Source organism: Actinomadura sp. J1-007 (genome assembly GCF_009793335.1).
Lineage (GTDB): Bacteria > Actinomycetota > Actinomycetes > Streptosporangiales > Streptosporangiaceae > Spirillospora > Spirillospora yumaensis.
This window is the reverse complement of the sequence record NZ_WING01000001.1, coordinates 483657-502072: the sequence shown is the minus strand read 5'-3', so window position 1 is coordinate 502072 and position 18416 is coordinate 483657. Positions and strand designations below refer to the sequence as shown.

17 protein-coding genes and 3 pseudogenes are annotated in these 18416 nt (G+C 75.9%); 15 read left to right on the top strand and 5 right to left on the bottom strand.

Features of this window, described 5'->3' with window-relative positions:
• Positions 1–55 precede the first annotated feature (55 nt).
• Positions 56–388: a hydroxyisourate hydrolase gene (uraH, locus tag GEV43_RS02265; RefSeq protein ID WP_160819272.1), complete on the bottom strand. Its 333-nt coding sequence runs from the start codon at positions 386–388 to the stop codon at positions 56–58.
• A 231-nt stretch (positions 389–619) separates the two neighbouring features.
• On the opposite strand from uraH, the gene GEV43_RS49195 reads away from it, so the two are divergent.
• From GEV43_RS49195 to GEV43_RS02220, 12 genes and pseudogenes are all read left to right on the top strand, one after another.
• Positions 620–961, top strand: coding sequence for a PucR family transcriptional regulator (locus GEV43_RS49195; protein ID WP_375539026.1), 342 nt, complete (start codon positions 620–622; stop codon positions 959–961).
• Positions 962–976: 15 nt separating this feature from the next.
• A complete protein-coding gene (locus GEV43_RS02255; RefSeq protein WP_241682743.1) occupies positions 977–2128 on the top strand; it encodes a helix-turn-helix transcriptional regulator in 1152 nt (383 codons plus the stop codon).
• A gap of 26 nt (positions 2129–2154) precedes the next feature.
• Positions 2155–2280, top strand: a complete 126-nt coding sequence (locus tag GEV43_RS53575) for a hypothetical protein (protein ID WP_302930623.1) — start codon at positions 2155–2157, stop codon at positions 2278–2280.
• Between the two features lie 173 nt (positions 2281–2453).
• The gene (locus GEV43_RS02250) at positions 2454–3776 is read left to right on the top strand and encodes a DUF5685 family protein (protein ID WP_160819270.1); all 1323 of its coding nucleotides are present in this window, start codon (positions 2454–2456) and stop codon (positions 3774–3776) included.
• A gap of 103 nt (positions 3777–3879) precedes the next feature.
• A pseudogene (locus GEV43_RS49190) lies at positions 3880–4836 on the top strand (AMP-binding protein); the annotation flags it as partial.
• 311 nt (positions 4837–5147) lie between these two features.
• Positions 5148–5312 (top strand): annotated as a pseudogene (locus GEV43_RS55830) (hypothetical protein); the annotation flags it as partial.
• A gap of 36 nt (positions 5313–5348) precedes the next feature.
• Complete coding sequence (locus GEV43_RS49180) at positions 5349–5537, top strand: hypothetical protein (RefSeq protein ID WP_241684122.1); 189 nt, start codon at positions 5349–5351, stop codon at positions 5535–5537.
• A 92-nt stretch (positions 5538–5629) separates the two neighbouring features.
• The gene (locus GEV43_RS02240; protein ID WP_160819269.1) at positions 5630–6328 is read left to right on the top strand and encodes a copper resistance protein CopC; all 699 of its coding nucleotides are present in this window, start codon (positions 5630–5632) and stop codon (positions 6326–6328) included.
• Positions 6325–8559: a cytochrome c oxidase assembly protein gene (locus tag GEV43_RS02235; RefSeq protein WP_160819268.1), complete on the top strand. Its 2235-nt coding sequence runs from the start codon at positions 6325–6327 to the stop codon at positions 8557–8559. Before GEV43_RS02240 ends, GEV43_RS02235 begins: the two co-directional genes overlap by 4 nt.
• An 80-nt stretch (positions 8560–8639) precedes the next feature.
• Positions 8640–9869, top strand: coding sequence for a histidine kinase (locus GEV43_RS02230; RefSeq protein ID WP_309239408.1), 1230 nt, complete (start codon positions 8640–8642; stop codon positions 9867–9869).
• Positions 9866–10527, top strand: a pseudogene (locus GEV43_RS02225) (response regulator). Before GEV43_RS02230 ends, GEV43_RS02225 begins: the two are co-directional and overlap by 4 nt.
• 118 nt (positions 10528–10645) lie before the next feature.
• The gene (locus GEV43_RS02220) at positions 10646–11584 is read left to right on the top strand and encodes a TIGR03621 family F420-dependent LLM class oxidoreductase (protein ID WP_160819267.1); all 939 of its coding nucleotides are present in this window, start codon (positions 10646–10648) and stop codon (positions 11582–11584) included.
• A 65-nt stretch (positions 11585–11649) separates the two neighbouring features.
• Here GEV43_RS02220 and GEV43_RS02215 read toward each other — a convergent pair whose 3' ends face one another.
• The gene (locus GEV43_RS02215) at positions 11650–12540 is read right to left on the bottom strand and encodes a TIGR03564 family F420-dependent LLM class oxidoreductase (protein WP_160819266.1); all 891 of its coding nucleotides are present in this window, start codon (positions 12538–12540) and stop codon (positions 11650–11652) included.
• Between the two features lie 89 nt (positions 12541–12629).
• On the opposite strand from GEV43_RS02215, the gene GEV43_RS53570 reads away from it, so the two are divergent.
• Complete coding sequence (locus GEV43_RS53570) at positions 12630–13169, top strand: TetR/AcrR family transcriptional regulator (protein ID WP_160819265.1); 540 nt, start codon at positions 12630–12632, stop codon at positions 13167–13169.
• Between the two features lie 55 nt (positions 13170–13224).
• On the opposite strand, the gene GEV43_RS02205 is transcribed toward GEV43_RS53570, so the two are convergent.
• On the bottom strand, positions 13225–14367 hold the full coding sequence (locus tag GEV43_RS02205; protein ID WP_160824238.1) for a S1C family serine protease: 1143 nt from the start codon (positions 14365–14367) through the stop codon (positions 13225–13227).
• Between the two features lie 200 nt (positions 14368–14567).
• On the opposite strand from GEV43_RS02205, the gene GEV43_RS02200 reads away from it, so the two are divergent.
• Positions 14568–15665 (top strand): hypothetical protein, encoded by a 1098-nt coding sequence (locus GEV43_RS02200; protein ID WP_160819264.1) that lies wholly within the window; start codon positions 14568–14570, stop codon positions 15663–15665.
• A 114-nt stretch (positions 15666–15779) separates the two neighbouring features.
• Here GEV43_RS02200 and GEV43_RS02195 read toward each other — a convergent pair whose 3' ends face one another.
• Positions 15780–16352, bottom strand: coding sequence for a hypothetical protein (locus GEV43_RS02195; protein ID WP_160819263.1), 573 nt, complete (start codon positions 16350–16352; stop codon positions 15780–15782).
• A complete protein-coding gene (locus GEV43_RS02190) occupies positions 16253–17569 on the bottom strand; it encodes a hypothetical protein (RefSeq protein ID WP_160819262.1) in 1317 nt (438 codons plus the stop codon). The genes GEV43_RS02195 and GEV43_RS02190 overlap by 100 nt, the downstream gene beginning before the upstream one ends.
• Before the next feature lie 101 nt (positions 17570–17670).
• On the opposite strand from GEV43_RS02190, the gene GEV43_RS02185 reads away from it, so the two are divergent.
• Positions 17671–18345 carry a response regulator transcription factor gene (locus tag GEV43_RS02185; protein WP_309239407.1) on the top strand — a complete coding sequence of 225 codons (675 nt, stop codon included), beginning with the start codon at positions 17671–17673 and terminating at the stop codon, positions 18343–18345.
• Positions 18346–18416 lie beyond the last annotated feature (71 nt).

The following is an 18416-nucleotide window of genomic DNA, read 5'->3' as shown; positions in this document are numbered from 1 at the left end:
GTAACTGCCCGCGCCCCGCCGCCGTCGAACCGGCACCCGCCGCCCGGCGGGCGCGTCAGTCGCCGCGGTAGGTGGAGTAGCCGTACGGGCTGAGCAGCAGCGGGACGTGGTGGTGCCCGCTGCCCTCCGCCACGGTGAACACGACCACGACCTCGGGGTAGTAGGTGTCGGTCCCGAGCTCGGCGAAGTACGGGCCCGTCCCGAACCGCAGCCGGTACGTCCCGGGCTCGGAGCCGCCCCCGCCGAGCGCCGTCCAGCGGCCCCGGCCGTCGGTCCGGCCCTCCAGGACGGGCCGCCAGGTGTCCTCCGCGTAGCGGTCCAGCCGTACCGGGACGGAGGCCGCCGGGCGCCCGCGATGCGTGTCGAGAACGTGCGTGGAGACGGTCATCGCGCAAGTACACCAGCCGGGGCCGGGCCGCGCGCCACCCGGCCCGTCAGGAACGGCGCGCGGTCCTGTCAGGACGGGCGCCCGGCCGTCCGGGCGCGGGCCGCCGGGTTCCGAGCATGTGACGATTGCCGGTCCTGTGCTCCCTGGTGGGAACGCTCCGCTATAGCCTGCCCTGGTGCGAATGGGACACTGGGCGGGCGCGGGCGGCGAGGAGGGGGTCACGGGCGCGCGATGGGCACGGACACGGGCGCCGACCCCCGCGTCGACTCGTACGCGCTGCTGCTGGCCTCGGTGCCCGAGCGGACGCGGTGCTCGTTCCGCGACCGGATGCTCGGCCCGCTGGAGGAGTACGACAGCGAGCGGCGCGCCGAGCTCCTGCACACACTGGAGGTCTTCCTGTCCTGCTCGGGGTCCTGGAGCCGTACGGCGACCCGGCTGCACGTCCACGTGAACACGCTTCGGTACCGAATCCGCCGAATCGAGGACCTCACCGGCCGGGACCTCGGCACACTGGAAGATCGAGTCGACTTCTTCCTCGCCCTGCGCGCCACGCGCCCGGCGAGAACCTCGTAGGCGGGTGGTCACACGATGGATCGGGAGACACTGGGGCAGCGGATCAGGGCCCTGCGCATCAGGCAGGGCGTCAGCCAGGCCCAGCTCGCCTTCCCCGAGCTTTCCGACAGCTACATCTCACTGATCGAGAGCGACAAGCGGGTCCCGGCGCCGAGCGTGGTGGACCTGCTCGCCGCCAAGCTGAACTGCTCGGCCACGTACCTGGTCAGCGGCGTCAGCGAGGACGTGGTGGACGAGCTGCGCGTCACGCTCGACTACGCCGAGATCGCGCTGCGCAACGGCGCGTCCGCCGAGGCCCGCGCCCGCTACGCCGAGGTGCTCGCCAACGCCGACGCGGTCGCGCTGCCCGACATGCTGCACCAGGCCCGCTGGGGGTACGCGCTCGCGCTGGAGGCGTCCGGGGAGCTGGAGGAGGCCGCCGCCGGGCTGCGCGACCTCGCCGCGTCCGCGTCCGCCGAGGCCGACCTCGACCACTGGGCCAAGGTGCACGTCGCGCTCAGCCGCTGCCTGCGCGAGCTCGGCGACCTCAGCGACGGCGTCCGCGTCGCCGAGGGCGCCCTGCGGCACCTGGTCGCGACCGGCGCCGACTCGACCGACGCGGCCGTCGACCTCGGCGCCGCGCTGCTCGCCGCCTACGTCGAGCGCGGCGACCTCGTCCGCGCCGGGCAGCTCGCCGAGCAGCTCGTCGAGCGCGCCGAGCGGATCGGCACCGCCCGCGCCCGGATGGCCGCGTACTGGGAGGCCGCCTACGTCGCGGAGGTGCGCGGCGGCTACGAGGACGGCGCCGCGCTCGCCGAGCGGGCCCTCGCGCTCGCCGGTGAGGAGACCGGCGGCGACCCGCGCGGCCTCGCGCGGCTCCGCGTCTGCTACGCGGGCCTGCTGCTGCGCGCCCGCCCGGACGAGCCCGCCCGCGCCCGCGACCTGCTGTCGCGCGTCCGCGCCGAGATCAGCACCAGCGCCGACGGGGAGATCGACGTCGCCCGCTGCCTCACCGAGCTGGCCCGCGCCGAGAACCTGCTGGGCCGTCCCGCCGAGGCCGTACGGCTCGCCGAGGAGGCGCTGGCCCTGCTCGGCGACGCCCCGCGCCGCGCCACCGCCGGGGCGCTCACCGTGCTCGGGAGGCGTCGGCGAAGCTCGGCCGCGGCGACCACGCCGTCGAGGCGCTGACCCGGGCCGCCACCCACCTGGAGGAGATGGAGGCGTCGCGCGAGGCCGCGCAGGCGTGGTTCGACCTCGCCGAGGTGCTCGCGGGCAGCGGCGCCGGCGAGGAGCCCCGCCTGACCGCCTACCGCCGCGCCCTCACCTGCGTCGGCGTCTGACCCCGCGGGCGGAGCGCGCCCGGCCCGTTCCGGCCGCTCCGCCCGTACCCGCCGGTGGACCGTTCCCCGGACGGGTGAACCGTTCCGGCCCCCGCCGCGTCAACCCTTGATGTCATGATCGCCCGGAACCCCGGGCCAGGGATGTGGCGAACGAGGCGGGGAGTGGGGCGGAGATGTTCGGAATCGTCCGGCCGTGCCGGCATGTGCTGTGCGGGCCGCTGTTCAAGGACTGGATGGCGCACCTGTGCGGGATGTGCCTGACGCTGCGCCGCGAGCACGGCCAGGCCGCGCGGCTCGTCACCAACTACGACGGGCTGCTGGTGTCGGTCCTCGTCGAGGCGCAGCGCCCCGACCGCTCGCCGCGCCGCAAGGCCGGGCCGTGCGCCCTGCGCGGGATGCGGACCGCCGAGGTCGTCGCCGCGCGGGCCGAGGGCGCGCGGCTCGCGGCGGCGGCCTCGCTGCTGCTCGCCGCGGGCAAGACCCGCGACCACATCGCCGACGGCGACGGCCCGTACGCGCGGCGGCTCGTCGCCGCGGCCGCCGAACGGGTCGCGTCCCGCTGGGACGCCGCCGGAGGCCGCACCGGCGCGTCCGTCGGGTTCGACCCGTCCGTGCTGCGCGAGGCCATCGGGCGGCAGAGCGCGCTGGAGTCGGCGGGCGGCCTCGGCCTGCTGGAGCTGACCGCGCCGACGGAGACGGCGGTCGCGGCGGTGTTCGCGCACACGGCCGTCCTCGCGGGCCGGGAGCGCAACGCCGCGCCCCTCGCCGAGGCGGGCCGGTTCTTCGGCCGCCTCGCCCACCTGGCCGACGCCGTCGAGGACGTCCGGGACGACCTGGCGAACGACGCGTACAACCCGCTGACCGCCACCGGGACCGGGCCCGCCGAGGCGCGCCGGTACTGCGACGACGCCCTGCACGGGCTGCGGCTCGCGCTCGCCGACGCCGAGTTCGAGAACCCGCGCCTCGTCCGCGCGCTGCTCGGCCGCGAGGTGCGCCGGACGGTCGACCGCGTGTTCGCCGCGTACCCCGGCGGCCCCGCGCCGCAGCCGCCGTACGGTCCGGGCCCGTACCAGCAGGGGCCCTACCAGCAAGGCCCGTATGGCCCTGGCCCGTACCAGCAGGGGCCCTATCAGCAGGGCGGTCAGCAGCAGGGGCAGTGGCCGGGCGGGCAACCGCCGGTGGGCGGCGGGGGCGACTCCGGCTGGGGCGGCTGGGGCGGCGGGCACGGCGGAGGCGGCGGGCACGGCGGGCGGAAGCGTCCCGGCTGGCCGGTCCCGTGCTTCACCGGCGCGCTCGTCTGCGCCACCTGCGGGGTCTTCCAGCCCGAGTGGAGCGAGCACCAGGCCAAGGGCTGCTCCGACCGCTGCTGGTGCAGCCGCTCCTGCGACTCCGGCTGCAACTGCGACGGCGGCTGCGGAGACTGCTGCAACTGCTGCGACGGCGACTGCGGCTGCGGGTGCTGCGAATGCTGCGGCTGCTGTGCCTGCGACTGCTAGCCCGCCCCCGGCGTACCCGGCGAGCGCGCCGGACGACTCTTGACCAAGCGTACGCTTGGGTGGCACGCTCGCAGGCGTGGCGATCCCCGCAACGTTCGCGAAGATGCTGCTGGAACGGGCCGGTGACGCGCGCCCCGGGCTGCTGTCCGAGGACGGGACGCGCACCTGGGCCGAGGTCGTCGCCGAGGCGCGCGTGCGCGCCGGGGCGCTGGAGGCGATGTGCCCGCCACCGGCGCCGGGGCGGCCCCGCCACGTCGGGGTGCTGCTGGAGAACGTGCCCGAGTACGTCTACTGGATCTGCGCGGCGGCGCTCGCCGGGGCGACGGTCGTCGGCGTCAACCCGACCCGGCGCGGCGCGTCCCTGGCCGCCGACGTCCGGCACACCGACTGCGACGTGATCGTCACCGACGCCGAGCACGTCCCGCTGCTGGAGGCGGTCCCGGACGGGCCGCCCGTCCACGTGGCCGGCTCGGCGGAGTACCGGCGCCTGCTCGGCGCGGCCGAGCCGGTCCACCGCGACCCCGGGCCCGGCGAACGGCTGCTGCTCCTGTTCACCTCCGGCTCGACCGGCGCGCCCAAGGCCGTCGCGTGCAGCCAGGGCCGCCTGGCGTCCATCGCCGTACGGGCCGGGGACATGGGCATCACCCGCGACTCGGTCACCTATGCCGCGATGCCGCTGTTCCACGGCAACGCGGTCATGGCGAACCTCGCGATGGCCGTCCACGCCGGGGCGGCGGTCGCGCTGCGCCGCAGGTTCTCCGCCTCGGGGTTCCTGCCGGACGTCCGCCGCTACGGGGTGACCTACTTCAACTACGTCGGGCGCGCCCTCGCGTACGTCCTCGCCACGCCCGAGCGGCCGGACGACGCGGACAACACCCTTCAGGCCGCGTTCGGGACCGAGGCGTCCGCGCAGGACATGGCCCGGTTCGCCGAGCGGTTCGGCTGCCGGATCATCGAGGGGTACGGGTCGAGCGAGGGCGCCATCTCGCTGCGCAAGACGCCCGGCACGCCGCCCGACGCGCTCGGCCTGCCGCCGGACGGCGCGCGGGTCGCGATCCTCGACCCCGAGACCGGCCTGGAGTGCCCGCGCGCCCGCTTCGACGCCGACGGGGCCCTCACCGCCCGAGCGCCGCCATCGGCGAGATCGTCGGGCTGGACGCCGCCGCCGCGTTCGAGGGCTACTACCGGAACCCGGAGGCCGACGCCGAACGGGTCAGGGACGGCCGGTACTGGAGCGGCGACCTCGGCTACCGCGACGAGGCGGGCTACTTCTACTTCGCCGGGCGCGGCAACGACCGGCTCCGCGTCGACAGCGAGAACTTCGCCGCCGCGCCCGTCGAGCGCATCCTCGCCAGGTGGCCCGTTGTGGTCATGTGCGCCGTCTACCCGGTGCCCGACCCGCGCACCGGCGACCAGGTCATGGCCGCGCTCGAACTGCGCGACGCGCCCGGCGGCCCCGGCGGTCCCGGCGCGGCGGACGGGTTCGACCCGGCGGCGTTCGCCGCGTTCCTGGCCGCCCAGCCCGACCTCGGCACCAAGTGGGCGCCCCGCTTCGTCCGGATCGTCCCGGCGATGCCGCTGACCGCGACGGGGAAGGTCGACAAGCGGCCCCTGCGCCGCGACCGGTGGGAGGCCGGCGACCCGGTCTGGTGGCGCCCCGGCCGGGACCTGGCGTACGAGCCGCTGGACGCCGGGCGGGCCGCCGCGCTCCGCGCCGAGTTCGAGGCGAACGGCCGCGCGGTCGTCCTGCGCAACCCGTGAGCGGGCTCCCGGCGGCCCCGGGCGCCACCACGGGGAGGGCTCAGTAGGGTTAGGAAGGCATCCCGTCCAGAACGAGAGATTCCGGCCTTCCGATGATGACCCTCACGCCCCGCCGGCGGTTGCGCCGCCTCGGCCTCGTCGCCGCGCTCACCGCGGCGTTCGGCACCGCCCTCGCGACGCCCGCGCTGGCGCACACCCGGCTGGTGGGCAGCACGCCCGGCAAGGACGCCTCGGCGGCGTCGGTGACCGAGGTCGAGCTGGTCTTCAGCGACACGATCGGATTCGCGAAGGTGCTGGTCAAGGACGCTGAGGGCAAGGAGTTCCAGGACGGCGCGGCCCGGCGCGACGGCGTCAAGGTCACCCAGCGGCTGAACGGGCCCCTGCCCGCCGGGCGGTACAGCGTCGCCTACGCCGTCGTCGGCGAGGACGGGCACCGCATCGAGAAGTCCGACCTGAGCTTCACGGCCACCGCGGGCACCGGCGACGCGGCGGCCGGGGGCGGCGCGGGGCAGACCACCGTGGGACCGGCCGAGCCGAAGCGCGACGTGTCCGCCGCCCACACCCACCCCGCGAAGGCCGACGAGGACGGCGGCTCGTCCGGCGCGTCCGCCTGGATCATGATCGGCGTCGGGCTGCTGATCGGCGTCGGCATCGGCGTCGCCATCGTGGCCCGCGCCAAGCGCAAGGCCGGCGGCGGTCCGCCCCGCCCGGCGGCCGGCGCCGGGGCGGGCAAGGGCCCGGACGCCGCCAAGGGCGAGGGCCCGGCGGACGACGGCGGCACGGGCCGGTGAACAGCGGCAGCCTGCGCGTCCTGCGCGCCGCGGCGGTCGCGGCGGCGGCGTCGGTCGCCGTCCTCGTGGCGGGCCTCGTCCTCGGGGGCTCGGTCGCGGAGAAGGTCATCCCCGGGCTGGGCGACGCGGGCGCCGTCACCCGCTGGGGGCTGCCGGTCTCGCGGCTCGTGATGGACCTCGGCGCGGCCCTCACCGTCGGCGCGCTCCTCGCCGCCGCCGCGCTGCTGCCCCTGGAGGGCCGCCGGGGCGACGTGCGGCTGTCCGGCGACGCGACCGGCTACCTGCGCGCCGCGTCCTGGCTGGCCGCCGCCTGGGCCGCCGCCGCGGCGGCCAACCTGGTCTTCACGGTCGCCGACGTGCTCGGCGAGCCGGTCGGCGAGATCATCACCGGCAGCGAGCTGAGCAGCTACGTCGGGCAGCTCCCGCAGGGCACCGCGCTGATGCTGGTCGTGCTGCTGACCGTCGTGGTGGCGCTGCTCGCCCGGACGACCACGACGCCCGCCGCCGCGTTCGGGCTGCTCGCCCTCGCCGGGATCGCGCTGCTGCCGCCGCCGCTCACCGGCCACTCGGCGTCCGCCGCCAACCACTCGGTCGCCGTCACCGGCGTCGCGCTGCACGTCGCCGCGATCGCGCCGTGGGTCGGCGGGCTCGCGGTCGTCGGGGCGCACGCGCTGCGCGGCCGGGCCCGGCTGGACGTCATGGCCGGGCGGTTCAGCCGGATGGCGCTGTGGTGCTACGTCGTCGTCGGCGCCAGCGGCCTGGTGAACGTGATCGCGCGGCTGCCCGACCCCGCCGAGCTGCTCAGCACCGACTACGGGCGGCTCGCCCTCGGCAAGATCATCGCGTTCGCGGCGCTCGGCTGGTTCGGCTGGTGGCACCGGGAGCGGACGCTGCCCGCGGTCTCCGCCGGCAAGCCCTGGGCGTTCGCCCGGCTCGCCGCGGTCGAGGCCGCGGTGATGGCCGCCGCGATGGGCCTGGCCGTCGCGCTCGCCCGCACCGCGCCGCCCGCGCCGACGGCCGAGGAGAGCGCGGTCAAGGCCCTCATCGGCTACGACATGCCCCCGCAGGTGAACCCGGGCCGGCTCGCGTCGCTCTGGCAGTTCGACCTGTTCTTCGCGGTGCTGGTGATCGTGCTCGGCGGCGTCTACCTCGCGGGCGTGGTCCGGCTGCGGCGGCGCGGCGACGCGTGGCCGCTCGGCCGCACCGCCGCCTGGTTCACCGGGCTGATCACCATCGTGCTCGTGACCGAGACCGGCGTCGCCAAGTACGCGCCGATCCTATTCAGCGTGCACATGGTCCAGCACATGGTGCTGAACATGCTCACCCCGATCTTCCTGGTCGTCGGCGCGCCGGTCACCCTCGCGCTGCGCGCGTTCAAGCCCGCCCGAGTACGGGGCGACCGGGGCCCGCGCGAGTGGCTGACCGCCGCGCTGCACAGCCGGTTCACCGCGCTCATCGCGCACCCCGCCGTCGCGACGGTCATCTTCGTCGCGGGGACGTTCGTGCTGTACTTCACCCCGCTGTTCGAGTCCGCGATGCGCAACCACCTCGGGCACATCGCGATGACGGCGCACTTCCTGCTGGCCGGGAGCCTGTTCTTCTGGGTGCTGCTCGGCGTCGACCCCGCGCCGAAGCGGCTGCCGTACCCGGGGCGGCTCCTGCTGCTGTTCGTCACGATGCCGTTCCACGCGTTCTTCGGCATCGCGCTGATGAACCTGTCGCAGCCCCTGGCCCGCGGCTGGTACGCGGCCGTCGATCCGGCGTGGGGCACCTCGGTGCTCAAGGACCAGCACACCGGCGGCGCGATCGCCTGGGCGTTCGGCGAGATCCCGACGTTCATCGTGCTGATCGTCCTGGCGTTCCAGTGGTACTTCGACGACCAGCGGCAGGCCCGCCGCGAGGACCGCAAGGCCGACCGCGCGGAGGCGCGCGGCGACGGCCGCCCCGAGGACGATGAGCTGGCGGTCTACAACGCGCGCCTCGCGAAGCTCGCGGAGAAGGACGAGAAGGCCCGCGAGGACGAGCGGACGCGCCGTTCGGCCGACGCGGCGGGCAAGGCGGCGGCGAAGGCGGGCAAGGCGGAAAAGGCGGCGGCCAAGACCGCCAAGCCCGCCAAGCCCGGCAAAACCCCCAAGGGCGGCGACGTCGGCGAGACCGGCGAGGCCGGCGAGGCCGATGCGCCCGACGACCGGGACGAGCCCGCGGGGGACGAGCGGGCGCCCAAGTCCTGACCTCGGATTTCCCCTCGCGGGGGAGGCGGCCCGCCGCGCGGGGGAGGAGAACGGGCTGCGCGTTCTGCCAGGATCGTCGTGTGCACCGCATCCTCCGTCCGCTGATCGCGGGGACCACCTGGCGACGGTGGTCCTACCTCGTCGTGGGCGGGGCGCTGCTGATGCCGTACTGGTTCCTCGCGATCACGATCACGCCGGCGCTGTCGTTCCTCGGGACGGTCGCCAAGTTCCTCCTCGTGCTGCTGGTGCTGCCCGCCGCCGGGACGTTCGTCACCGGGCTCGTCCCGACCGTGCGGCTGCTGGAGAGCTCCATGGCGAAGGAGCTGCTGGGCGGGCCGTGCGCGGCGCTCGTGCCCGGGTCGGCGCGGTCGTGGGAGAGCCGGTTCCGCACGGCGGCGTGGTTCGGGACGCACCTGTTCACCGGCGTGGTGGTGAGCGGGCTCAGCCTCGCGGTCCCGCCGTTCGCGGTGGTGCTGATCATCGCGCCGCTGGTGTCGTGGGACGGCCGGTTCCTGGAATCGTGGGGCTGGAGCGGCGCCTGGCACCAGTGGCCCGCGCCGTTCGCGGGGCTGGCGGCCCTGGCGGCGCTGGCCGCGGTGATCGTCGCCGCGGGCGCGCTGCTGTCGCGGCTCGCGCCGCGCTTCCTCGGACCGTCCGCCGCCGAGCGGCTCCATGAGATGGAGGCCCGCGCGGTACGGCTCGCGGAGCGCAACCGGCTCGCGCGGGAGCTGCACGACTCGGTCGGGCACGCGCTGAGCGTGGTGACCCTCCAGGCGGGCGCGGCGGGCCGGGTGCTCGGCACCGACCCGGAGTTCGCGCGCGAGGCGCTCGGCGCGATCGAGGAGTCGGCCCGCGCCGCCCTGGAGGACCTGGACCACGTGCTCGGCCTGCTGCGCGAGGACCCGTCCCGCACCGCGCCGCAGCCGACCCTCGACGATCTCGAACGGCTGCTGGAGCAGACCAGGATCGCCGGGGTGCGGCTCGACGCCGAGGTCGGCGCGGAGGTGGCGCACGTGCCCGCGGCGGTGTCGCGCGAGGCGTACCGGATCGTGCAGGAGGGCCTGACCAACGCCCTGCGGCACGCGGGGAAGGTGCCGGTGCGGCTGCGCATCGGCGTGACCGGAGACAGACTGGAGATGGCGATGAGCAACCCGCTGGGCGCGCCCGCGCAGGGCGGCGGCCACGGCGGCGGGCGCGGGCTCCGCGGGATGCGCGAGCGCGTCACCGTGCTGCGCGGCCGGATGAGCGCGGGCCCCGACGGCGACCGCTGGCGCGTGCGGGTCTCGCTGCCGCTGAGGTCCGGGTCATGACGGTCCGCGTGCTGCTGGTGGACGACGAGCGGCTGATCCGCGCCGGGCTCGCCGCGATCATCGGCGCGGAGCCGGACCTGGAGGTCGCGGGGGAGGCCGCCGACGGCGCGGAGGTCCCCGGGCAGGTGGCGCGGCTGCGCCCGGACGTGATCCTCATGGACGTGCGGATGCCGAAGCTGGACGGCATCCAGGCGACCCGCCGGATCCTGGCGACCGCCCCGAGCCGCCCAAGATCATCGTGGTGACGACGTTCGAGAACGACGAGTACGTCTACGACGCGCTCAAGGCGGGCGCGAACGGCTTCCTGCTCAAGCGGACCCGTCCCGAGGAGATCCTCCAGGCGATCCGGATGGTGGCGAACGGCGACAGCCTGCTCTTCCCCGCCGCCATCCGCGCCCTCGCCGCCGAGCACGCCCCCTCGGGCGGGGCGGGGCCCGCGCCGGGCGCGCCCTGGCACGGGCGGCTCACCGAGCGGGAGGCGGACGTGCTGCGGCTGATGGCCAAGGGCCGCTCGAACGCCGAGATCGCCGCCGAGCTCTACGTCAGCCCGCAGACCGTCAAGACGCACGTCGGCAACCTGCTCGGCAAGCTCCAGGCCCGCGACCGCACGCAGGCCGTCATCCTGGCGTACGAGACGGGCTTCATCACCCCGGGCTGACCGGGCCCGCCGAGAACGCGGGGGCTTCGGCCTCAGACGGCGTTCGCGGGGGGCGCAAGGGTTACGCGAGGGGCGTAGAGGGATGCTCCGGACGGGCGGCGCGGGGCATGATCGGGCGATGAGAGGTTTCCGTTTCGGGTTCAACTTCTTCGACATCAAGTCCCGCCAGGACTTCATCGACCAGTGCCGGCGCGGCGAGCGGTACGGCTACGACGTGGCGATGGTGCCCGACCACCTCGGCTCCCCCGCGCCGTTCCCGACGATGGTCGCGGCGGCGGAGGCGACCGAGCGGCTGCGCGTCGGGTCGCTCGTGCTGAACGTGCCGTTCTGGAACCCGCACCTGCTCGCCCGCGAGATCGCCTCGGTGGACCGGCTCACCGGCGGACGGCTGGAGGTCGGGCTCGGCGCGGGCCACATGAAGTGGGAGTTCGACGCCGCGGGCATCCCGTGGGAGCCGTTCGGCGCGCGCGCCGCGCGGATGGAGGACACGATCGAGGAGCTCGGGCGGCTGTTCGCCTCGTCCGGCTACGAGGAGCGGGCGGCCGTCAACGAGTTCTACGGCCTGGCCGGGCTCGAACCGGTGCAGCGGACCGGGTTCGGCGGGTCGGGGCCGCCGCTGCTCGTCGGCGGGACGGGCGACCGGGTGCTGCGGGTCGCCGCCGAGCGCGCCGACATCGTGGCCGTCGCGGGGACGTACCAGGCCGAGGGCAGGCCGCCGGGGACGCTGCTGCTCGGCACGGCGGAGCAGGCGGAGGAGCGCGTGGCGTTCGTCCGGGAGAGGGCCGGGGAGCGGTTCGGCGGCATCGAGCTGAGCGCGCTCGTCCAGCAGGTGCGGGTGACCGGTGACCGGCGGGCGGCGGCCCAGGAGCTCGCCGCCAAGCACCTGCCGCACATGAGCGTGGAGCAGGTCCTGGACACGCCGTTCCTGCTGCTCGGCACCGAGGAGCAGATCGCCGAGCAGCTCCTGGCGGGCCGCGAGCGGTTCGGGTTCACCAACATCACGGTGCACGCGCCGTTCATGGACGCCCTGGGCCCGGTGATCGAGCGCCTGCGGTAGCGCGCGGGCGGCGGGCGGGCGGTCAGCGGCCGGCGGGCCGGCGGAGGACGGCGGTCCGGCGGCGGTCAGCGGAGGGAGGCGAGGAGCTCGATGAGCTCCCGCTCCCGGCCGAGGGGGCTGACGAGCAGGTCGGTCGTCCCCGCGTCGCGGAAGCGGGCCACCTGGCGGCCGATCTCCCGCTCGTCCCCGGCGATGATCGTCTCGTGCACGCCGGACAGGCCCTGGCGTTCGAGGTGGGCGCGGTAGCCGGGGAACGACCCGGCGAAGCCGAGCCGCTCGGCGAGGGCGGCGCGGGTGCCCTCCGCGTCGTCCGTCAGCGCGACCACGACGCCCGCGAGGACGCGCGGCGCGGGCCGGCCCGCCGCCGCGGCCGCCTTGGTGATCGCCGGGACGATGTGGTCGGCGATCGCGGCGGCGTTCGTCCAGGTGGTGACCGTGCCGTCGGCGAGCTCGCCCGCGAGGCGCAGCATCACCGGGCCGAGCGCTGAGATGATCACCGACGGCGGGGGCGTCCCGGGGACGTCCACCCGGCCCGAGGCGCTGAGCGTCTCGCCGCGGAACCCGACCTCCTCGCCGCGCAGCAGCGGGCGCAGCGCGGTCAGGTACTCGCGGACGTGCCGCACCGGGCGCTCGTACGGCAGCCCGTACTGCTCCTCGATGATCTGGGGGTGGCTCGGGCCGATGCCGAGCGTGAACCTGCCGCCGGCAAGGGCCTGGGCGGTCATCGCCTGCGCGGCCATGGCGAGGGGGTGGCGGGAGTAGGTCGGCACGATCGCCGTGCCGACCTCCATCCCGGGGGCCTCCCGCGCGGCGAGCGCCGCGACGGTGATCGCGTCGAAGTCGGTCGTCTGGCCGAAGAACGCGCTGTCGAGCCCGGCCTCCGCGGCGTCCCGCGCGAGGCCGGTCAGCGCGTCCAGGGGCGCGGCGCCCGCGATGGTGAACAGGCCGATGCGCATGGTTCCTCCAGGATGAATCGGATATTCCGGTTCCGTTTTCGCCCTAGGGTAACCTGAACTCAGGATTCCGGTTAAGGGGGGCGGGAGGCGTGCGAGCCGACGCGCGGCGCAACCGCGAGCGCATCCTCGCGGCGGCGCTGGAGCTGTTCGCCGAGCGGGAGCCCTGCGTCCCTATGGAGGACATCGCGCGGGCGGCCGGGGTCGGCGTCGGCACGCTCTACCGGCACTTTCCCGACCGCGCCGAGCTGGTCGAGGAGATCGGGGCCGACGCGCTGCGCGGCCTGAACGCGTTCGTCCGCGAGCGGTCCGCCGGGGACGCGCCGCGCTGGGAGGTGCTGCGCCGGGTGGTCGAGTACTGCGCTGGCCGCCCGTTCGCGCTGATCAAGAAGCTGGCCGAGGACGGCGGCACCGGGCGCCCCGAACGCCGCGCGCTCCAGCGGGAGTGCGGCGCGCTGCTCGCCGGGCTCGTCGCGGACGCGCAGCGGGAGGGCACGCTGCGCCGGGACGTCACGCCGAGCGAGGTCGTGGACCTGCTCGGCGTGGTGGTGTGCCGCCCCGGCGCGCGCGCCGACGACCCGCTGACCACCGTGATGATGGACGGCCTGAGAGCCCGGACCCCGCACGGGTAGCGGGGCCCGCACGGTAGCGGGGCCCGCGGGACGGCTCCGGGCCCCGGCGGCGCGGTCAGGTGCCCGGGAGCTCGCCCAGGGTGATGTCGGCGGTCCGCTTCGAGCCGTTCCGCGACTGGAGCTGGACCTTGGCCTTGTCGCCCGGCCGCAGGGCCGCGAGGACCTCGGCGAGCTCGGTCTGGTTCGGCGTCGGCGTGCCGTTCACCGAGAGGATCAGGTCGCCGGTCGCCACGCCCGCCTTGGCCGCGCCCCCGCCCGACTCGACCTCCGTCACTGTGACGGCCGTCTCCCGGCCGCTCCGCGGGTCGATGATCGTACGGACCGTCACACCGAGCGCGGCCCGGCCCGACTGGGCCACCTTCCCGTCCCGGACGAGCTGCGGGACGATCCGCTTGACGGTGTTGCTGGGCGTCGCGAACCCGATGCCGACGGCCGCGCCGCCCATCTGCGGATCCGAGGCGGCGGCCGTCGGGACGCCGATGACCTGCCCGTTCATCGTGACGAGCGCGCCGCCGCTGTTGCCCGGGTTGATCGCCGCGCTGGTCTGGACGGCGTTGCCGATCGTCGCGCCCGGGAACGCCCCCTCGCGCTTGGTCGACACGGTCCGGTTGAGCGCCGAGACGATGCCGTTGCTGACGCTGCCCGACAGCCCGAGCGGGTTGCCCATCGCCAGCACCATCTGCCCGACCCGCACCGAGCCGGAGTCGGCGAACGCGGCCGGGCGCAGCGACCCGCCGCCGACCCGCACTACGGCGAGGTCGTCGGGCGCGAACGCGCCGACCAGGGTGGCCTTCATCGGCTGCCCGCCGCTCGCGGACGTCACCTCGATCCGGTCGGCCCCCGCCACCACGTGCGCGTTGGTGACGATGTCGCCCCCGCCGTCGTAGACGACCCCCGAGCCCTCGCCCCGGTCGGTCTCGATCTTGACCACCGAGGGCAGGACCGCGTTGACGACCTTCTCGTACTGCTGCTCGACCTCGCCCGCGGTACCGGCGTCCGGCACCGGGGCCGCCGATCCGGACCCGGACCCGGAACCCGAGCCGGAGCCCGAGCCCGAGCCCGGCGCGGGGCTCGCCGGGGCCCGCCTGCCGGTCCCGTTCGCCGCGCTGCCGTCCTCGGCGCTCCCGCCGCACCCGGCGAGCAGCAGCGCCCCGGCGAGGGCGACGGCGCCCGCGCCCGCGGCCGTGCCGCACTTCATGTCCACCAGAGACCACCTCCGGTGCGGTTCTCCCCGGTCCGGGAACGCCGCGCCAGCACGGCGCGCGGCGCGCCCGCCATCTTTGGCCGCATCGGGTCCCGGCTTTACCCGGAACGATCCTCGATCCCCGCTTACACCTCGTTTACCTGCGGTTCGTTATGAATGAGGCAGTAGGGACGAAGGCCGACGATCGGGGGATCATGGACGCCGTAACCCTGTCCGAACTGCGCAAGCCGCGGGCCTTCCCGGCGGTGTCGGTGCTCATGCCGACGCACCGCCGCGGGCCGGAGAACCGGCAGGACCCGATCCGGCTGCGCAACCTCCTGGCGGAGGTGCGGCGGCGGCTGAGCGCGGACGCCCGGGTGCCGCCCGACGCCGCCGAGCAGATCGTGCGCGGCCTGGAGGACGCCGCCGGGGAGCTGGACCCCCGGCACGCCGCCGACGGGCTGGTCCTGTTCGCGGCGCCCGGCGGGGAGCGCCACGCGTTCGCCATCGACCAGCCCGTGGACGAACGGGTGATCGTCGACACCGGCTTCGCGACCCGCGACCTGGTCGCCGCCTACACCCGCGCCCGGCGCTACTGGCTGCTGTCGCTGTCGGACCAGTGCGACCGGCTGTGGGACGGCGAGGGCGAGGAGCTGGCCGAGGTGACCGCCGCCGGGTTCCCGGTGCGGCCCGGCGCGGCCGAGGACGAGGGGTACGGCGGCAGGCTGTCGCCGCGCGCCGGGCAGACCGCCGACGAGGCGCGCCGCAGGCGCCTGCGCGACACCCTCGCCGCCCTGGACCGCGTCCTCGCCCGGGACCGGCGGCCCGTGGTCGTCGCGGGCGTCACCCGGCACCAGGCGTACTTCGACGAGATGGCCGGGCCGCACGTGACCGTCGCGGGCCGGATCGACGGCAGCCACGAGGGCGCCGCGCCGAGCACGCTGGTGGAACGGGCCAGGCCCGTCCTGCACGCCTACGAGGACCTGCGCGAGGTCGCGGTCCTCGCCGAACTGGAGGCGGCCCGCTCGCTCCAGCGGTACGCGGGCGGCCTGTGCGAGGTGCTCGGGCTGGCCGAGGAGGGACGCGGCGAGCACCTGGTCGTGGAGCGCGGCTACTACGCCGCCGCGGTGCGGACGGTCGAGGAGTTCGTGCCGGTCGAGGGCCGTCCGGGCGCGCTGAGAGGCGCCGACGTCGTGGACGACGTGGTGGACCACGTGATCGAGACCGTCCTGGAGTACGGCGGCGAGGTGACGTTCGTCTCGGACGGCTTCCTCGTCGACCACGACCGGATCGCCCTGGTCACGCGCTTCTGAACGGCCGCGCCCCTCCCGCGCCGAGCCCCGGCCCCGCCCCGGTCGCCGAACGCGGCCGGGGCGCGAGGCCGACGTGCGGGCATGCCGGCATGCCGGCGTGCGGGCGTGCGGGCGTCAGCCGCAGGACGGGGCGTACCAGGCGACCCAGCGGAGGTTCCAGGAGCGGTGCTCCTCGGGACGCCAGCCCGCGGGGTGGCGGGGCCAGGACGCGGCGACGGGAGCGCCCTCGGGCAGGCCCACGACGACCGTGCAGACGCCCGGGGCGGGCTGCCCGGCGCGGGTGTCGGTGCGGCCGATCCGCGTCCACCACACCGGGTACATGAGCATCGTCCGCAGCCGCCAGTCCAGCGACGGATCGACGGCCACCCCGCCGGAGACCGCCGCGCGCGCCAGCGGCGGGACGGGCTCGACCCGCTTCGGCGAGGGCCCCGCCACGAACGTCGCCGCGGCCACGTTGACCCCGGCGAGCAGGAGCGCGACGGCGACCGGAGCGCGCCCGCCCGCCCGGCCCGCCCCGAGGAACGCGCACAGCAGCCCGAGCGCCGCGAACGACGCCGCGACGAGATGCAGGGCCGTGCGGTCGCCCGTCAGGAACGAGGTCTCCGGGAAGTCGAACGCGATGTAGGAGTGGGTGCGCAGCCGTTCGCCCGCGTACGCGGTGACCCAGAGCCCGGTCCCGGCGAGCACGAGCGCGGCCCCCGCGGCGCACCGTGCCGCCGGGCGCGTCCCCGCCCTGACCAGGACCGCCGCCCCGCCAGGGCGTACACCAGGGCGAGGCAGGCCAGGTAGCGGCCGTACACGAAGTTGCCCACCCGGTGCTCGTCGGGCAGCGCCGCCGACGAGGCGTACGCGATCCCGCACGTGGCCGCGAGCAGCGCGCCCGCCGCGACCCGCGTCCCGGCGGGCGTCCGGCGCCGCAGCAGCGCCGCGGCGACCGCGACGAGCCCGGCGCCCGCCAGCCCCCAGGTGGAGACGACCAGGTACCAGACCTGCCCGGCCGCGCCGGACAGCGCCCACGCCTGCCCGTCGAGCGTGGTCAGCCGGTGCTCCAGGTTGCCCGCGAGGTCGCGGGTCCCGCCCGGGTACAGCGCGGCCTTCAGGGTGTCGTTCAGCCACGACTCCAGCAGGTAGACCGCGACGGCGGCGGCGAGTCCCGCGAGGCAGGCCCGCGCCCACGCCGCCCGCGGCGCCCCGCCCCGGGGCGCCCCGCCCTGCGGCCCGTCCTCCCGGCCGCCCGCGCGCGGCGCGCGGAACCAGGCGTACGCGGCGAGGACGGCGAGCGCGCCGACGTGCACCGCCAGCAGGACGCTGCCGCGCGAGTGGACGCACGCCGCGCAGCCGACGACGGCGCTCGCGGCGACGGCGTCGCGCGCCCGGCCCGCGCGGGCGAAGCGGTCGAGCAGCAGCAGCCAGCCGAGCACGAGGACGGGCAGGACGGCGTCCGCCAGCGCGAACGCGCCGAACACCGTGACCGCCGGAAGCAGGGCGGCGGCCCACGCCAGCGGCAGCGCGGAGCGGCGGGACAGGCCGAAGCGCCGCGCCGCCAGGTAGCCGAGGGGGAACAGGCACGCCCCCGCCAGCGCGTTGATCACCAGGACGATGGTGTAGACGGTCACCGGATCGTGGCTCGCCCAGTACGCCGGGGCCAGCAGCAGCGGGTAGCCGGCCTGGTAGAACGTGTTGTCCGACAGGTCCGCGCCGTGCCCGCCGGCGAGCCAGCGCGCCGCGACCAGGTAGCCGGTCTCGTCGGGGTTGGCGACCGGGCCCGTACGGGCGCGGGCGAACCAGAGCCGCACGCAGACCTGCGCGAACCAGCCTGCCGCCAGCAGCCAGGGCAGCATGCGGCGGGGGCGCCGCACGGGAACGGCCGCCGTGCGCCGAGGGGGATCGATCACGAGCGTCATGCCCTCAACCGTCACGGCGGGCTGTCCCGATCGCGTTCGGGAAATGTCCGGATCCTGTGACACGGCCGGGACCATTGGGCCGAATGTCCGATAATGCTCGGGTGGCCAGCATTCTGTTCGTCGAGGACGACCCGTCCGCCAGGGCCGCCCTGGAGCTCGCGCTGACCCGGCAGGGCCACAGCGTGACCTCCCGGGCGACCGGGGAGGACGGCCTGGACACGCTGCGCGCCCGCCGCCCGGAGATCGCGATCCTGGACGTCATGCTGCCGGGCATCGACGGCATCGAGGTCTGCCGCCGCATCCGGCGCGACGACGACCTGCCGGTCATCCTGCTCACCGCGCGCGGCGACGACCTGGACGTGGTGCTCGGCCTGGAGGCGGGCGCGGACGACTACGTCGTCAAGCCCGTCGAGCCCCGCGTGCTGGACGCCCGGATCCGCGCGGTGCTGCGCCGCGCCGAGCAGACCCACGCCGACCGGTCCGCGTACGGCGACCTGATGATCGACCGGTCGGCGCTGCGGGTGACCAAGGGAGGCCGCGACATCCGCCTCACCCCGACCGAGCTGCGCCTGCTGCTGGAGCTGACCCGCCGCCCCGGGCAGGCGCTGACCCGCCAGCACCTGCTGTCGGAGGTGTGGGAGCACACCTACCCCGGCGACTCGCGGCTGGTGGACGCCTGCGTGCAGCGGGTCCGCGCCAAGATCGAGGACGAGCCGGCCGAGCCCCGGCTGATCGAGACCATCCGGGGATTCGGCTACCGCTTCGTGGCGCCGTGATCGCGGCGGCCCGGCGCGGACGCCCGAAGCGGCTCCGGACGCCGCGCCTCGTTCCGCCGCGCCTCGTTCCG

Bases quoted from the DNA above. Each gene is read 5' to 3' on its own strand.
- uraH (WP_160819272.1), bottom strand. From the start codon at position 388: ATGACCGTCTCCACGCACGTTCTCGACACGCATCGCGGGCGCCCGGCG.
- GEV43_RS49195 (WP_375539026.1), top strand. From the start codon at position 620: ATGGGCACGGACACGGGCGCCGACCCCCGCGTCGACTCGTACGCGCTG.
- GEV43_RS02255 (WP_241682743.1), top strand. From the start codon at position 977: ATGGATCGGGAGACACTGGGGCAGCGGATCAGGGCCCTGCGCATCAGG.
- GEV43_RS53575 (WP_302930623.1), top strand. From the start codon at position 2,155: ATGGAGGCGTCGCGCGAGGCCGCGCAGGCGTGGTTCGACCTCGCCGAG.
- GEV43_RS02250 (WP_160819270.1), top strand. From the start codon at position 2,454: ATGTTCGGAATCGTCCGGCCGTGCCGGCATGTGCTGTGCGGGCCGCTG.
- GEV43_RS49180 (WP_241684122.1), top strand. From the start codon at position 5,349: ATGCCGCTGACCGCGACGGGGAAGGTCGACAAGCGGCCCCTGCGCCGC.
- GEV43_RS02240 (WP_160819269.1), top strand. From the start codon at position 5,630: ATGATGACCCTCACGCCCCGCCGGCGGTTGCGCCGCCTCGGCCTCGTC.
- GEV43_RS02220 (WP_160819267.1), top strand. From the start codon at position 10,646: ATGAGAGGTTTCCGTTTCGGGTTCAACTTCTTCGACATCAAGTCCCGC.
- GEV43_RS02215 (WP_160819266.1), bottom strand. From the start codon at position 12,540: ATGCGCATCGGCCTGTTCACCATCGCGGGCGCCGCGCCCCTGGACGCG.
- GEV43_RS02205 (WP_160824238.1), bottom strand. From the start codon at position 14,367: ATGAAGTGCGGCACGGCCGCGGGCGCGGGCGCCGTCGCCCTCGCCGGG.
- GEV43_RS02200 (WP_160819264.1), top strand. From the start codon at position 14,568: ATGGACGCCGTAACCCTGTCCGAACTGCGCAAGCCGCGGGCCTTCCCG.
- GEV43_RS02190 (WP_160819262.1), bottom strand. From the start codon at position 17,569: ATGACGCTCGTGATCGATCCCCCTCGGCGCACGGCGGCCGTTCCCGTG.